Raw genomic sequence first — 15,348 nt, forward strand, 5'->3', positions numbered from 1 at the left:
CGGTCCCCCCCTCCCGCGGCGCGGGCCGCGCCCCCCCCCCCCCCCCCCCCCCCCCCCCCCCCCCCCCCCCCCCCCAGGTCGCCGCGCGTCAGCGCGGCGAAACCTCAGTGCAGACCCAGCTCTTCGGCGATCTTCCACACGCGCCAGTGGTCATGCGGCATGTGGCTCTGAACCAGCCCGAACGCCCGGAAGGCATCGTGCACCGCGTTCGAAAACGCCGGGACCGAGCCCACGTTCGGGCTTTCGCCCACGCCCTTCGCCCCGATCGGATGGTGCGGAGACGGCGTGACGGTAAAGTCCGTCTGGTACTCCGGTGTTTCCCACGCGGTGGGCACGAAGAAGTCCATCAAGGTCGCCGTCTTGTGGTTGCCCATCTCGTCGTAGGCGATCTCCTGCCCCATCGCGATGGCGTACCCTTCGGTACAGCCGCCATGCACCTGCCCGTCGATGATCATCGGGTTGATGCGGGTGCCGCAGTCGTCCAGCGCGTAGAACTTGCGGATCTCGTGCTCGCCCGTGTCCACGTCCAGGTCCATGACGCAGATATAGGCGCCAAAGGGGTAGGTCATGTTCGGCGGATCATAGTAGCTGACCGCCTCCAGCCCCGGCTCGATGCCCGGGATAGCTTGGTTATAAGAAGCGAACGCGATCTCCTTCATGGTCTTGAACCGCTCCGGCGCGCCCTTCACCACGAAGCGGTCCACGTCCCATTCCACGTCGTCGTCATGCACTTCCAGCAGGTAGGCCGCGATCATCTGCGCCTTGGCGCGGATCTTGCGCGAGGCCATGGCGGTCGCCGCACCGGCCACAGGGGTAGACCGGGACCCGTAGGTGCCCAGGCCATAAGGCGCGGTATCGGTGTCGCCTTCCTCCAGCGTGATGTCATCCGCCGGTATGCCGATCTCGGACGCGATGATCTGCGCAAAGGTCGTGGCATGGCCTTGGCCTTGGCTGATCGTCCCTAGCCGAGCAATCGCCGACCCCGTGGGGTGAATGCGGATTTCGCAGGAATCGAACATGCCCAGCCCGAGGATATCGCAATTCTTTATCGGACCCGCGCCGACGATCTCGGTAAAGAACGTCAGGCCCACGCCCATCAGCTTGCGCGTCTTGCCCGCCTTGAAATCGGCCACCCGCTGCGCCTGCTCAGCCCGCAGGCCCTTGTAATCGACCGCTTCCAGCGCCTTGTCCCAGGCGGTGTGGTAGTCGCCCGAGTCATACTCCCAGCCCAGGGCGGACTGATAGGGGAACTGCTCCTTCTTGATGAAGTTGATGCGCCGCAGCTCTGCCGCGTCCATGTCCAGCTTGATCGCAAGCACTTCGATCATGCGTTCGATGAAATAGGCCGCTTCCGTCACGCGGAAGGAACAGCGGTAGGCCACCCCGCCCGGTGCCTTGTTGGTATAGACCCCGTCCACGGCCAGGTAGGCGGTCGGAATGTCATAAGACCCGGTGCAGATGTTGAAGAAGCCCGCCGGGAATTTCGTCGGATCGGCGCAGGCGTCGAACCCGCCATGGTCGGCGGTGACATGGCACCACAGCCCGGTGATCTTGCCTTCCTTGGTGGCGGAAATCTTGCCCTTCATCCAGTAATCGCGGGCAAAGGCAGTGGACATGAGGTTGTCCATCTTGTCCTCGATCCACTTCACCGGCTTGCCGGTGACGATCGACGCCACGACCGAGCAGACATAGCCCGAATACGCGCCCACCTTGTTGCCGAAGCCGCCGCCGATGTCCGGGGACACGACGCGGATCTTGTGTTCCGGGATCGACGAGATCAGAGACACAACGGTGCGGATCGCGTGCGGCGCCTGGAAGGTGCCATACAGCGTCAGCTTGCCCGTGACCTTGTCCATCGACGCCACGCAACCGCAGGTTTCCAGCGGGTTGGGGTGGGTCCGGTGGTAATAGACCATCTCCTCGGCCACCACCTCGGCGCTGTCCAGCACCTTCTCCGTGTCCTCCTTTGAACCCTGTTCCCAGGTGAAGATGTGGTTGTGATGTTTGCGGGGGCCATGCGCGCCCTCGGTCTGGCCCTCCAGATCCTCGCGCAGAACGGGCGCGTCGGGCTCCAGCGCCTTGAACGGGTCGGTGACGACCGGCAGGTCCTCGTAATCGACCTCCACCGCCTCGACGCCATCGGCGGCGGCGTAGCGGTCGGTGGCGACGACGAAGGCCACTTCCTGCCCTTGGAACAGCACCTTGCCGTCCGCCAGCACCATCTGCTTGTCGCCCGCAAGGGTCGGCATCCAGTGCAGGCCCAGCGGCGCGAGGTCCTCGGCGGTCAGCACCGCGACGACGCCGGGGATCGCCAGCGCGGCGTCCTTGTTGATGCCCTTCACCCGCGCATGGGCGTAGGGCGAGCGGACGAAATCGCCGAACAGCATGCCGTCCATCTTGATGTCGTCGACGTAATTGCCCTTGCCTTGGGTGAACCGAACGTCCTCCACCCGCTTGCGCGAGCAGCCCATGCCCTTGAGGGCGCCCTTGCGGTCCTCTGTCGAAACCTCGTCCTTCATTCCGCGGCCTCCTTCTGCGCATTCAGGACGTCCGCAGACGCCAAAACGGCCTTCACGATGTTCTGGTAACCGGTGCAGCGGCAGATGTTGCCAGCGATGCCAAAGCGCACCTCTTCCTCGGTCGGGTTCGGGTTTTCCTGCAGCAGCCTGTGTGCGCGGGTGATCATGCCCGGCGTGCAGAACCCGCACTGAAGACCGTGGTGTTCGCGGAACATCTCTTGGATCACGCCCAGCGAGCCGTCCGGGTTGGTCAGCCCCTCGATGGTGGTGACATCCGCACCATTGGCCTGAGCGACGAAAACCGTGCAGGATTTCACCGACTTGCCGTTCATGTCGACAGTGCAGGCGCCGCAATGCGAGGTCTCGCAGCCGATATGTGGGCCGGTGACGCGCAGGTTTTCGCGCAGGAAGTGGATCAGCAGGGTGCGCGGTTCCGCCAGCCCTTCGACTTCTTCCCCGTTGAGGGTGAATTTGACGTGCATCTTGCTCATGTCGTTATCCTTTCGCGCGTTCGAGGGCGCGGGTCATGGCGCGGCGGATCACGACGCCCGCGACGTGGCGCTTGAAGGCTACGGGTCCGCGCATGTCTTCCTGGGGGTCGATGGCGGCGAGAGCGGCGGCAACGGCCCCGTCCACGTCCCCGGCGGCCAGCGCCTGACCGGCCTCGGCCGACCAGATCGGCGTATCGGCAAGGTTGGTCATCGCGACCGATGCCGCGCCCCCGCCGACGATCACCGCGCAGGCGGCGGTGGCGTAGTCGCCGATCTTGCGCTTTTGCTTTTCATAGGCGTAGCCGTGGCCCGCGGCGGGCAGCGGGATCGAGATGCCGGTGAGGATCTCTTCATCGCTGCGCGCGGTGAAATAGGCGCTTTCGTAGAAATCGCGCGCCGCGATCTGGCGGGGGCCGTCCGGGCCTTCGACCGTGTAGGTGGCGTTCAGGCATTGCATCAGGCCGGGCATGTCGTTGCCCGGGTCGCCATTGGCGACGTTGCCGCCGACGGTGCCCATGTAGCGCACCTGCGGGTCGGCGATCTGCAAGGCGGCCTCGCGCAGGATCGGCAGTTTCGCCGCGAGATCGGCGTTCGAGATCAGTTCGTACTGCGTCGTCATCGCCCCCAGCGTCACGCTGTCGGAGCCGATGGTGACGCCTTTCAGCGCTTCGATCGCCTGAAGATCGACGAGGTGCCTCACCTCGGCCATGCGCAATTTCATCATCGGTATCAGGCTGTGCCCACCCGCTACGACGCGCGCCTCATCGCCATGCGTCGTCAGCAGTGCAATGGCCGCCTGAAGGTCGGCAGGCCGGTGGTATTCGAACCCGGCTGGAATCATGAAGGAGCCCTCCCATGGTCATCATGACGTTTGCGCCGATGCTATCGGTTGGGGCGGGACCGCCTACGGTTTGGCCATGAAACGCAGGGGTGTGTGCACGAAATGCGATAGGGGTGCACGAGATGCGATGGCGCGCAAACGGTGTTTGACTGCTTGTCAGTGCGCCGGGTGTCTACAGCTGCAGCGGGAATAATGCCGCGCCGCGGCAGAGGCGGTTCATGGAATGCATATGGTCAGAGTCCCAGCGCTTCACGTACCGCGGGCAGGCGTGAACGGCTGACGGGGACCTTGGGCAACGACCCGGTGGTGTCAAAGAAGCAGACACCGGTGTCTTTGGTGCGCTCGAACCCGGTGACATGTAATGGGTTGATGAGGTAGCTGCGGTGCGCCCGTATGAAGTGCGAGGTTTGCAGGCGGCTCTCTGCTTCGGAAATCGACCATGGACAGAACAGCTTGTCCTTGCCGGAGTAGAGTAATGTGTAGTGTCCCTCGGCCCTCACAGCAGCGATGGCAGCGCGGTCCAGGAACTGTGTACGCCCCTCCCTTTCGAACGGGACGGGAAGAATGGCCGGGGCGTCCTGTTCCGGTTGGGGCTCTTCTACTGGAACAGTGTTGGTGGTGACGGTCTCGGTCTGCGGCGGGTCGATGAAGGAGACGCCGGTTAAAAGGAAGGTGCCAGAGATGACAAAAGCGGTGACGGTCACGCCCATCGCCATGATCTCGTTCGAGATTTCCGGTCCGACGGCGTTGGTGTCCCCAAGCGTGAAACCAGTTCCCGCCATTGCGATGTAATGCACGGCGCAGACGGAGACGGCAAAGCATACGGTGCCAAGCAAAATGTTACCCTTGGTCCGCGCGCCATAGGCGACCCAGATCGCAAGGTTCGACAGAACGATTGCGCAGACGAAGGCCACGACAATGCCGAGAGGCTCGAACAGCGGGCGGCACAACTCCATCCCCAACATGCCGACGTAGTGCATGGCGGAGATGCCAAGACCCACGATGCTGCCCGCAGCGGTGAGGGTAATGCGGGTCCTGGGAAGGAAATGCAGGATGAGCAGGGCAAGACCGACCATCAGGATGGCGATCAGTGCCGAGATCAGGGTCATCAGCCCATCGTAGTAATAACGGATCGGCAGTTGCAGCCCCAGCATGGCGACGAAATGCATCGACCAGATGCCGCCGCCCAGCACGATGGCGGCAATGACCACGGTTAACTTGCGATGCGCGGTCGGCAATCGCGACGCGCCGCGCGTGATCGACAAGCCGCTGAACCCCGCCATGAGGGCAATGGCCAACGACGCCAGCACGAGCCACGCGTTATGCGATACGTCCAACACCTGCTTCCCCACCGATCTCCGCAGACCCATGCCTACGCCAAGCTGGTCCTACGGCGCAACTGTTCGGATCATCCGGGTTCGGTTTATCTGGTTAAGGTTGTTTTGCGGCGATGCAGCAGACGGTAGCCGGGTGGTTTGCCCCTCTTGCCGCACGCTTGCACCAGTCTTAGCTAAACGTTCCCGCAGCGCTGCAGACGACAGCCGAAGCTGATGGCGTTGAATGGGCTGTGTCAAGGTAAGGAAACCGTCCTTGATCGGGGTTCGGTCGAAGGCCATGTTGTAAGCGATTGATTTGGCGGGGTGCGTGAAGCGCCCGGTAGCGAGGCGAGCAACAGCATGGTCTTTCGCATCACCACGGACCAGATGCAGGCAGCACCGATTCCGGACGACCGGTTTGCCGAGTGGTTCTGCCACGAATTGCTGATGAACGAACGACCGGATTTTTGGGTCGATCTGGGCCCAGAGATTTGCCTTTCGTACACGATCACAGGTCGGCGATATGCCGAACACTTCGGTATCCGTCGGCCGGATTTGCAGGCGCAATACGTCATGCTGATGTGGCAGCTTGCACCAAATCTCCATGAAACGCCGGGTTTCAAGGAGATTCTCCAGTCCCGCTTGCCGGAAGTGGACAAGGTCGAAGCCCTCTGGTCCGTGGACGAGGCCGTCGCGAACGAGGCTATTGCCCGGGCGGACATGCTGCACTGGACGCCGGAGGAGGTGCCGGGAAACGTGCTTGGTATCGAAGTCGAGGATCTCTCGGAGCTGTATGCGCAGTTCCCGTTCTTGCAACCGCAGGGCCGCGGAGGGAACTGATCCATGGACATACGCGACAATATCTCCGATTCGTCGGTGGCCAGTGACCGGGGGGTCAGGGCCGCTCAGGACGAGGTGACCATGCTGGAAGGTCAGCTGGGGTCACTGGCCACGGAGGCAGGTCTGCTGGCGGCGTCCAACATTCCCGTGGCGGGGACCGTTGTCGATGCCGGGCAGGCGATCTGGAACGCCTGGAACGGGCGTTGGGCAGATGCCGCGCTGGATCTGGCTGGAATGATTCCGGGCGGGGGGGATGCCGCGAAGACGACCATCAAGGGGGGCAAGATCGCAAAGGCGGTCGCCCGCATCGGCAAGCGGCTGGATGCGGCAAAGGCTGCCCTGACGCAGGCGCGTGCACTTGCGCGGTCCCGCGCGGCGGCCACGCGCTACTGGAACGCGGTGAAGCGGCGGCGCGATGCGATCATCGAGAAATACAAGAAGATGGACTGCGCGACATGCGCCAAGAAACGCGATGCCGAGTTGCGCAAGGTCTCGCGTCTGCCAAAGACCGGCGGCAAGTGGGTGGATGCCAAGGGCAACCCGGTCCCGGCGGGCTCCGGCTACTGGAAGCCCGATCCCGGCACATCGCTGGACAAGGCACTGGCAAAGCACCCGAACGGGCATCTGGGTGTACCGTTTCGCGATGGCAAACCTGATTTCTCGGGCTTCCCCGCACCGGGCATCAAGGGCCATGATCCCACCGTGCAGATACATATGTCGGGGGACAGCAACGCCGACATTTCCGCAGCGTCCAAGGCCTTCAAGGAACGCACGGGGATCAGCACCACGGGCCGCAGCGCCGGGCGCGATACCACTGGGACGTGGCACCACGAACCGGATGGGGTCACGATGCGCTACGTCGACAAGGATGTGCACACGGCCTATGAAATGCCAGACGGCACGGCGAATTCCGGCACGCCGCACGCGGGCGGCGATTCAATGACGCGGGATCAGAGTTTCTGACGAACGACGGGCAGGAGAGCAGAGATGGGCTTCATCTACGATGACTATTCGGGCGAGGAGGGTATTCTCCGCTTCGCGGAGATCGCAGGCGATTTCGATTTTGGTCCACACCTGCCCCGTGCTGCCTTTCCGCGCGACTTCGTCGAGGCCTATGTCACCCAGTTTGACGGCGCGAGCGACGACGACGAGTATTTTCTGGCCCGGTTTGACAACGGCGTTCAGGTCATGATGCTCGAAAGCATCGAGGATCCCGCCCACATCCATTCGCAGAATGCCATTCTCGCCGAATCCGCTTACGCCGAGGCGGGCGCCGTGATCCTGCCGCCGGGCTACGTGACTTTCGGCACGGCACTGGAAGACGCGCGTTGGCAACTGATGGTCTGCGTCGATCAGGGCTCGTCCGACTATGGGCGGATCACCGTCTGGAAACGGGCCCACGACGCGCTGGGAGAAGGGGACAACACGCAGGCCATGGGCTTTGTCGCACCGAACCTGCGCAGTTTTCTTGACCAGTTGGGGCCACGCAGCGCGTTCTGAAGGCACGCTGGAAGGACCTCGGGACCGATTGCATGACAAAGACGAATCCGCGCATCTGGGAAACCTCTTTCGAGGCCTATCCGCCCGATTTGCTGGATCTTTTGGGGCCGATGGTTGCCATTCCCCTAGAGTCCGGTGACCTGATCGCCATGGGGCAGGCGACCCCGGGCTTCTTGCGTACGCTGGATATGGATGGACTGCCTGCGCATGGTTTTTCCGACGCCCTGCTGAACAGTATCACCGAAGTGCTGCCGCAACCCAACGGGGCCGCTATGTTCCCACGCTTGGGAATGGCAAGTTTCAAGTGGCGCGGGCCCGTGGTGGCCGTCTGCACGCCGGACGACCTGTTGCGTGTCGTCACGCGGCCAAACCCGCGCATGGCGTCCTTTCTCGTCCCCATGCTCCGCGAGGAACGGCCCGCTACGCTATACCTGCGTCCTTTCCTGAGGTTCCTCCCGTGGGGAGAATTCCGCGTCTTCGTCATGGAGGGACGGGTCAGAGGCGTCAGCCAATACCCGCTTCACCTGCGTCACCCCCAAATTGCGCAGAACGAGGCGGCCATTCGCGATGACCTGCGTCGGCTCTTCCAGCAGGTGCTGCCCGCGCTGCACCTGACGGATGTGGTCCTGGACGTGGGATTGACGCAAGAGGCTGACGGGACGCTTCTGGCGCATCTGATTGAACTGAACCCTGCGATCCGACGAACGGACCCGGCCCTGTTCGACTGGAGGCGACCCGACAGTTTTGACGGAAGCCTGCGCTACCTGTGACCCTGATGGCGCAGAAGGCACCCAAGGACTGACGCTACCGATTTTCGGAGAAAGTGGAGGCGAGTACCGGAATCGCTACCATTTTTCTAAGCCATTGACAGGCTTGAAAGATCAAGTGCGAGGTTCAGTTGTGTGTCGCACTTCGTGTCACACTTATGCTGTCTGGGTTGTGTTTCTGTCAATCGCCGGGTGTCGCTCAAATGGCCTTCCTACCGTCCTATAGGTGGGGCGGATGCGGCCTTCGGCGTCCTTTTCTCCTATAGTGGGGGCGAGTTGCGAAGCGGGCGTGGGAGGTACAGGACCGCCATGGACCGCCATGGCATGGGGGAGAAACGCGCGCCGAGGGTCATAGTTGAGGGCGCGGAAAAATCTGCCACAAAATCTTGCAGTTGCCCTTTGTGGCTGCGCGTTTGCTCAGCTACAACGGGTGGTATCCAGCAGTGGCCACAGAGCCGCCAGTAAGACGAGTGGGCGCCAATGAACAAAGTAACCAATGAGTTTAGCGAGTTCGTTCTTTTCTCAGAGGACGAGAACAAAGCACTCGATAACCGGAGTGAGACACGCGAGGTAAGGGGCACCACGAAGCCTTACGTCAACTGCCTTGTTCGCAATAAAGCCGTGCAGCTAAGCCCGGAGGAAAGGACGCGCCAGCTTTGGCTTGCTCGGCTGATTGACCAATACGGCTATGCACCATCGCGCATTCAAGTCGAGTACCCCATCACATTCGGACGCGACAGTTCAAAGCGTGCCGATATCGTCGTCTTCGATGCTGACCGGCCCACGGTTCCCTACATCATCATTGAAGTGAAAGCTGCCAAGCTACGGGACGGCAAAGAGCAATTGCGCTCATACACCCATGCCACGGGCGCACCTTTGGCCGTATGGAGCAACGGCATTCTGGCCGAAGTCTGGCACCGTAAAAACCCCAACTACTTTGTCCCCATTCACCACCTGCCACGGGCTGCGCAGACGATTGAAGATATCGTCGATCAACCGTGGACAATTCAGACTCTTATCGACAAGGAGAACGAACGGGAACGCGAAGGGTCAAAAGCACGGTCGCTGCGCGAGTTGATCGTGGACATGGAGAACGAAGTGCTGGCCAACGCTGGCGTCGATGTCTTCGAAGAAGTCTTCAAGCTGATCTTCACGAAGCTGTATGACGAGATGGCCACGCATCGCGGCCAGCACCCCTATCTGCGCTTCCGCAACACCAACACTGCCGCGCAACTCAAGCGCGCCATGCAAGACCTGTTCGACGAAGCAAAGCGCAAGTGGCCCGGTGTATTCCTAGACGATGAACGCATCCGCCTGTCACCGGACCACCTGCAAGTCTGTGTCGGGTCACTCGAAGAATGGAAGCTGTTCAACTCCAACCTCGACGTGATCGACGACGCCTTCGAATACCTCGTAAACAAGTCGTCGAAGGGCGAGAAGGGGCAATACTTCACCCCGCGCTGGGTCATCGACATGTGCGTGAAGATGCTCAATCCGCAGGAGCATGAAACCGTGATCGACACTGCTTGCGGTTCGGCGGGCTTCACGGTGCACACCATGTTCCACGTCTGGCGTCAGATCATGGAGGACTTGGGGCTAGAGGAAAGCCACCTGTTCACGATGGACCAGAAGCCGCCACGCTGCGAAGATTATGTGCGCGACAAGGTGTTCGCTATCGACTTCGATGAAAAGTCGGTCCGCGTGTCGCGTTGCCTCAACCTCATTGCGGGCGATGGCGAAACCAACGTGCTTCACCTCAACACGCTGGATTGGACCAAGTGGGACGAGACGGTGAAGCAGGACGAGTGGTCCGACACCTACGGCGACGGGTGGCGACGCTTGCGCAAGCTGCGAGCTAATCCGCGTCAGGCAGACTATCGGTCCTTCGGCTATGACGTGCTGATGGCCAACCCGCCGTTCGCGGGCGACATCAAGCAGTCGGACATGCTGTCGCCCTATGACCTGGCACACAAGAAGAACGGCAAGCTGGAACGCGCAGTGGGTCGCGACTTGTTGTTCATCGAACGCAATCTGGACTTCTTGAAACCGGGCGGGCGCATGGCCGTGGTGCTGCCGCAGGGCCGGTTCAACAACTCGTCCGACCAGCGCGTGCGCGAGTTCATCATGGAACGCTGTCGCATCCTTGCCGTGGTCGGGCTGCACCCCAACACGTTCAAGCCCCACACGGGCACCAAGACCAGCGTGCTGTTCGTTCAGAAGTGGAACGACGATCCCGTCGCAGGGCCGCTTTGTCCGAAGGTGGAGGACTACAGCATCTTCTTCGCCACGCAGCAGGTGGAAAGCGTCAACAACTCGGGCGAGAAGGTTTATGTGCGCCGCGATGACGGAACGCTCATGCGCGACACACACGGGCACTTCATCGTGGCCCATGACCTCCACAATCACGAAGGGCTGACGCAGGTCGGGATAGCCGAAGCCTTCCAAGAGTTCGCTGCGCAGGAGCAGTTCAGTTTTTTTCGCCACGCCCCTTCGACAGTGACCGCCTAAGCGCACTGTTGGAGGGGCTGGAAGCAAGCCTAGTACCGAAGTCCAACCTTGAGTTCTCAGGGCGGATCGACAGCGAGTACTACCAAAAGAAGTTCCTGAAACTTGAAGCTGAGGTCCAAGCAAGAAAGTGCGTCCCTATGGGAGAAGCAGCAGATTTCTTGATTGGCCCGTTTGGGTCTGCATTCACAGTCGATAACTACACCGATGTAGAAGACTTTCGGTATATCCGAGGAAAAGATGTCAAGCCGCTTACCCTGATGGACAATGACAATGTCTTCATGCCCGAAACGGATTACCGGCGCTTGGAGAGATACGCGCTCAGAGAAGATGACGTGATGATTTCGGTGGTAGGCACTATCGGAAACGCTGCCCTTGTGACTGACAAAGACCTTCCGGCTGTATTCAGTTGCAAGAGTTCGGTGGTACGACCTGACACGCTTAACCCTGTTTTCCTCACTGTGTATCTAAACTGTCGGCACGGAAGAAACCTAACGCTTCGCAAAGAGCGCGGAGCAATCCAGAAGGGCCTCAACCTCGACGATCTAAGGGATGTGCTGGTATTCGAACCGTCTCAGGGCTTTCAGCGTGCAGTTGAAAAAGCCTTCCGTGCAGCACTCGCCCTGATAGAGCAGTCAAAAGGACTACAGCAGCGGGCCGAAGACAAGCTACTTGAGGCGCTGGGTTTAGCGGACTGGACACCACCGGAACCGCTCAGCTACTCCGCCCGCGCCAGCGACGCCTTCGCCGCCGGGCGCTTGGATGCCCAGTATTTTATGCCCGCCAAAGAGCAGGTACGTCAGTCGCTCGCCACGCTTCCGGGGCAGGCGCTTGGCGACCGGGTGGACAGCATCCGCGACATGTTTGTGCCCGACCGCGCCCCGCCCGACATGCAGGTGCGCAACTATGACGTGACCGACGCGCTGGTGCCCTTGCTTGACGCCGAGAAGGAGCCGCAGGCGGCAGGCGAGATCGGCAGCATCAAGAAGACCTTCCAAGACGGTGACGTGGCCATATCGCGCCTGCGTGCTTACCTAAAGGAAGTAGCCGTGGTGCGCACGGGCGATGCCATTCCCTCGGTCGGATCGTCTGAGTTCATCGTGCTGCGTCCCAAGGCAGGACAGGCCGATATCTCCCCCGAGACCCTTATGGTGTTCCTGCGTGCGACCCCGGCACAAAGCATTCTAAAGTGGTGCCAGGACGGATCGCAGCACCCACGTTTCAGCGAAGGCGACCTGCTGTCGATCCCGGTGCCTGACGCAGTAGCCGGTGTCTCTGACCAGATAACGACCATCGTGCAGGAAGGCTTCGCCGCGCGCCACAAAGCGCGCCAGCTACTCGAAGCTGCCAAGCGGGCCGTTGAGATCGCAATTGAAGACGGCGAAGACGCCGCGATGGCCTTCCTTGATGATGCAGAGGGGGCAGACTGATGGCGCTTCCACCACATGCACGTGACTGGCTTGAACGGGCAGAGATAGACTATATCGGCCCATTCGTGAAGGCGTGGGCCGCTTTCAATGCATGGTATAGGGACGCCAGCGGGCAGGGCAGAGAGCGCGATATGCTCAACTTTGCTATCCGCCACAACAACAGCCGACTACGCCGCCGCGTCCTGCCCCTGCTGCAACATGACAATGAAACCGCAGAAGCGGAGCGGCTCAAACAGGCAATCTGCGACTTGCAACGTCAACTGGACGACATTCAATGGGAGGTAACGCCCAAGGGCAATGTCGAGCGGGTGTCGCTGAGGGAAGTGTGCATCGCCCCCAAATATCTGCAAAACGAGCAGATCGACCGGAACGGCCAGCGCTTCACTGCCCGGCGAATACAAGGTGGGCATATCGAAGTGACTGTTGCTTCGCTGAATACCGGCAACGTGAAGTTTCAATATTTGCAGGAGCGGTATGATCCAGCGACCGTCTATGCTCTGCCAGAGTTCACAGCCGATTTGTCCGCAGCGCAGCAACTCAGGCTGCGAGAGTTCTATGACGGCTGCAACCCGCGCCCGATGGTGGACCTTGTGCAAGGTGGCGGCCCGCAGTTGCAGGTATCGACGATGCACTTCCAATGCACGAACGCAGACCTGTTGGCTGGCCTTGTCGAAACCCTATACGCGATGCGAAATGCGCTACTACACGGCGAAGTGGACCCTGACGAGCAAGTGCTTGCGTGCTTCGAACCAGCCTACAAGATAGTGACATGCTTCCTACGCAGCATAGGCTGAAAAGCAGACAGATACCCGACCGTGACAGCGCGCCCGTTTGACCCACAATGGACAACCGACAACCCGGTGCTGACTGCGTATCTGCACACGCTCTGCGCGGACCTGACCGCCGCGCGGGCCAAGCCGTTCAAGTTCGATGCGCAGCCGCGCTTTGAAGCGTCCATCAAGGCCATCGTGCTTGACCTGTTCCGGGCGCATGAAAGCGACCCCACACTTGAGGTTGGTATCGGGACCGGCAGGACCGCTGTGCAGGAGGTTTGCAAGTCGCGTTACGGGGCAAGTTTCCTTTCAGCCCGGACCTTCGTGGATGCGGTGAAGGCACTGGAAGCCGCTGGGTTGATCGTGATGAGCACGCCGCATTGGGACGATCCTGCGAAGAAGAACAGCCGAGTGGCCCGCTACATGCCGACCGCCTCCTTAATGGCAAGGATTGAACGGGTCGGTGCCTCTGTAGTCGATTTGCGGCGGCACCCGAACGCTGAAGGTATCCGCCTGAAAGACAGCAAGAAGCGGCTTATCGAGTATGGCGATGACGCCTTCGCCAATGCGGCGCGGGATCGGCTGCGGATCATCAACAAGATGCTGGAAAGCCATTGGGCAGACCTGGCACTGACGGACGAGCAACTGGCCCAAGAGTTGAAGCGCCTAGACGGGACACGAGACCATGAAGCCGCTCAGTCCTTCGACTTTGCCGCACGAACGGTCTACCGGGTCTTCAACAACGATGAGTGGGAACAGGGCGGGCGCTTCTACGGTGCATGGTGGATCAGCATTCCCAGCCATTTACGGCGGCACATCTTGATCGACGGCAAGAAGACGGTCGAGGTTGACCATTCAGGCATCCATCCCGCGATGCTGTTTGCAATTGCACGCAAGGACATTCCCACTGACCCATATGCACGCTGTGTCACCAACAAGGGGAATGAGGATGAACGGAAACTTGTGAAGCAGACATTCAATGCGCTTCTGAATGCTGATAGTGTCAAGGGCATAAGCAAGATCAAGAATTACGATGAAACGCTGACTGGTCGAAACTGGGAAGCCTTCAAGCGTTTCATTGTCAAGAGTTACCCGGAATGCGCGGACCGCTTCGGGACCGGTTACGGGTTACGGCTTCAACGTATGGACAGCGATCTGGCCGAAGCCGTGATGCTCAAGTTTGCGGACATGGGCTATGCGTGCCTGCCTGTGCACGACAGCTTCATTGTCCATCACGAGATGCGGGATGTCCTGGAAGACACCATGACAGCGGTTTTCAAGGACATGTTCGGGGTGGAGAACAGGGTCGATTTCAAGGCGGGCATTGGGGAACAAGTCGAGCCAAGCGAAGACCCCATAGAGCCAGACATTGCAAGGTTGCTGAAACCCGAAGGCTACGAAGGCCGTTTGCAGGCTTTTTGGACATCCCGTGAGCCGCTCTAGTGTTCCTCCCTATATGTGGGCATGTCATGTAACTTATTGGAAATAAAATAATAGTTATTTTGCCTGTAACACCTTCCGGTCGCGCCGCCTCCGGCCCTCCCTCATTACCGGTAACGATTTTGGCGGCGTGCGCACCTATTTTCGATCATTGCTTTGCCCGGTTCGACCAGCACAAAGATGCTCAGTGATTGTATGGCGGTGGCGGAGTGACCTCGCGCGTCAGGTGTAGCTGATTGCTTTGATTAGCTGATGGAAGGGGCCATGCGGGACGGCCCCGACCAACCGACCGGCTAGTTAGCTTGTGCGACGGCGAAGCGGTCAATCGCATCTTTCAACTGTGCTAGAGTGTAGCCTTCCCTCAGATAGACTTCCTGCGTCACGCCTGACCGTGCGTGGCCGACGATGCACTGGATGATAGGCTCTGGCACGTCTGTTTGCCCCAGTCGCGTTACCACCGCGTGCCGCAGGCTGTGGAAGACGAGGCCCGGCGACTCTGTTGCACAAAACCGTCTCTGAGCGGAGTTCCCCTTTCCCCGGACGGATTTATCCCACGACTTCTGTGACAGGGATGCCAAGGGCGGTGTAGCCGTTCAGAACGGCGATACGGACCTGAAGCTCAGCGACCTGTCGGTCGAAGTCCCGCGCCATGAGGCGCTGCCCCAGCAGTTTAACGCAGTGCATCTTGGTCTCGACGCGGCTTCGGCGGTGGTATCCGCTCCAGTTTCGCCAGATAGCGCGGCCGAGGTATTTCGAAGTTCGCAGGGCCTCGTTTCTGGCCACCGCACCCGCGGTGACGGCCTTCCACGACTTAGCGTTTTTGCGGGGTGGGATGACGGCATGGGCACCGCGGTCAGCGATGGCGTCGTGGCATTTGCGGGTATCATACGCACCGTCTGCGGTGACGCTGCCGATCGCCTCGTTCG

Annotated in this window: 14 protein-coding genes; 8 read left to right on the top strand and 6 right to left on the bottom strand. The window is 60.7% G+C overall.

The annotated features are described in order from the left end of the window. Window positions 1–104: 104 nt before the first annotated feature. The 4 genes from ACP16H_RS25545 to ACP16H_RS25560 all read right to left on the bottom strand — a co-directional run bounded on the left by ACP16H_RS25545 (window position 105) and on the right by ACP16H_RS25560 (window position 5,191). Window positions 105–2,519: an aerobic carbon-monoxide dehydrogenase large subunit gene (locus tag ACP16H_RS25545; RefSeq protein ID WP_425074979.1), complete on the bottom strand. Its 2,415-nt coding sequence runs from the start codon at window positions 2,517–2,519 to the stop codon at window positions 105–107. Next, the gene (locus ACP16H_RS25550) at window positions 2,516–3,010 is read right to left on the bottom strand and encodes a (2Fe-2S)-binding protein (protein ID WP_425074980.1); all 495 of its coding nucleotides are present in this window, start codon (window positions 3,008–3,010) and stop codon (window positions 2,516–2,518) included. The genes ACP16H_RS25545 and ACP16H_RS25550 overlap by 4 nt, the downstream gene beginning before the upstream one ends. 4 nt (window positions 3,011–3,014) lie before the next feature. After that, window positions 3,015–3,851 carry an FAD binding domain-containing protein gene (locus ACP16H_RS25555; RefSeq protein ID WP_425074981.1) on the bottom strand — a complete coding sequence of 279 codons (837 nt, stop codon included), beginning with the start codon at window positions 3,849–3,851 and terminating at the stop codon, window positions 3,015–3,017. 233 nt (window positions 3,852–4,084) lie between these two features. Further along, entirely contained in the window at window positions 4,085–5,191 is a 1,107-nt protein-coding gene (locus ACP16H_RS25560) for an MHYT domain-containing protein (RefSeq protein WP_425074982.1), read from the bottom strand. Between the two features lie 336 nt (window positions 5,192–5,527). Between ACP16H_RS25560 and ACP16H_RS25565 the strand changes: the two genes are divergently transcribed. The 8 genes from ACP16H_RS25565 to ACP16H_RS25600 all read left to right on the top strand — a co-directional run bounded on the left by ACP16H_RS25565 (window position 5,528) and on the right by ACP16H_RS25600 (window position 14,425). After that, window positions 5,528–6,007, top strand: a complete 480-nt coding sequence (locus tag ACP16H_RS25565) for a hypothetical protein (protein ID WP_425074983.1) — start codon at window positions 5,528–5,530, stop codon at window positions 6,005–6,007. 3 nt (window positions 6,008–6,010) lie between these two features. After that, entirely contained in the window at window positions 6,011–6,970 is a 960-nt protein-coding gene (locus ACP16H_RS25570; protein WP_425074984.1) for a hypothetical protein, read from the top strand. 24 nt (window positions 6,971–6,994) lie between these two features. Then, the gene (locus ACP16H_RS25575; RefSeq protein ID WP_425074985.1) at window positions 6,995–7,507 is read left to right on the top strand and encodes a hypothetical protein; all 513 of its coding nucleotides are present in this window, start codon (window positions 6,995–6,997) and stop codon (window positions 7,505–7,507) included. A 32-nt stretch (window positions 7,508–7,539) separates the two neighbouring features. Continuing rightward, window positions 7,540–8,277 (top strand): hypothetical protein, encoded by a 738-nt coding sequence (locus ACP16H_RS25580; protein WP_425074986.1) that lies wholly within the window; start codon window positions 7,540–7,542, stop codon window positions 8,275–8,277. A gap of 477 nt (window positions 8,278–8,754) precedes the next feature. Beyond that, window positions 8,755–10,782 carry an N-6 DNA methylase gene (locus tag ACP16H_RS25585; RefSeq protein WP_425074987.1) on the top strand — a complete coding sequence of 676 codons (2,028 nt, stop codon included), beginning with the start codon at window positions 8,755–8,757 and terminating at the stop codon, window positions 10,780–10,782. Window positions 10,783–10,790: 8 nt separating this feature from the next. Next, the gene (locus tag ACP16H_RS25590) at window positions 10,791–12,209 is read left to right on the top strand and encodes a hypothetical protein (RefSeq protein WP_425074988.1); all 1,419 of its coding nucleotides are present in this window, start codon (window positions 10,791–10,793) and stop codon (window positions 12,207–12,209) included. Continuing rightward, the gene (locus tag ACP16H_RS25595) at window positions 12,209–13,003 is read left to right on the top strand and encodes a hypothetical protein (protein ID WP_425074989.1); all 795 of its coding nucleotides are present in this window, start codon (window positions 12,209–12,211) and stop codon (window positions 13,001–13,003) included. The genes ACP16H_RS25590 and ACP16H_RS25595 overlap by 1 nt, the downstream gene beginning before the upstream one ends. A gap of 21 nt (window positions 13,004–13,024) precedes the next feature. Continuing rightward, a complete protein-coding gene (locus ACP16H_RS25600) occupies window positions 13,025–14,425 on the top strand; it encodes a hypothetical protein (protein WP_425074990.1) in 1,401 nt (466 codons plus the stop codon). 290 nt (window positions 14,426–14,715) lie between these two features. Here the strand turns inward: ACP16H_RS25600 and ACP16H_RS25605 are convergent, their stop codons facing one another. Then, entirely contained in the window at window positions 14,716–15,000 is a 285-nt protein-coding gene (locus ACP16H_RS25605) for a tyrosine-type recombinase/integrase (RefSeq protein WP_425074991.1), read from the bottom strand. Next, window positions 14,969–15,348, bottom strand: a 380-nt coding sequence (locus tag ACP16H_RS25610; protein WP_425070187.1) for a transposase, incomplete at its 5' end; no start/stop codon positions are given. The genes ACP16H_RS25610 and ACP16H_RS25605, both read right to left, overlap by 32 nt.

The sequence above is a fragment of the Sagittula sp. S175 genome (assembly GCF_049800975.1).
GTDB lineage: Bacteria > Pseudomonadota > Alphaproteobacteria > Rhodobacterales > Rhodobacteraceae > Sagittula.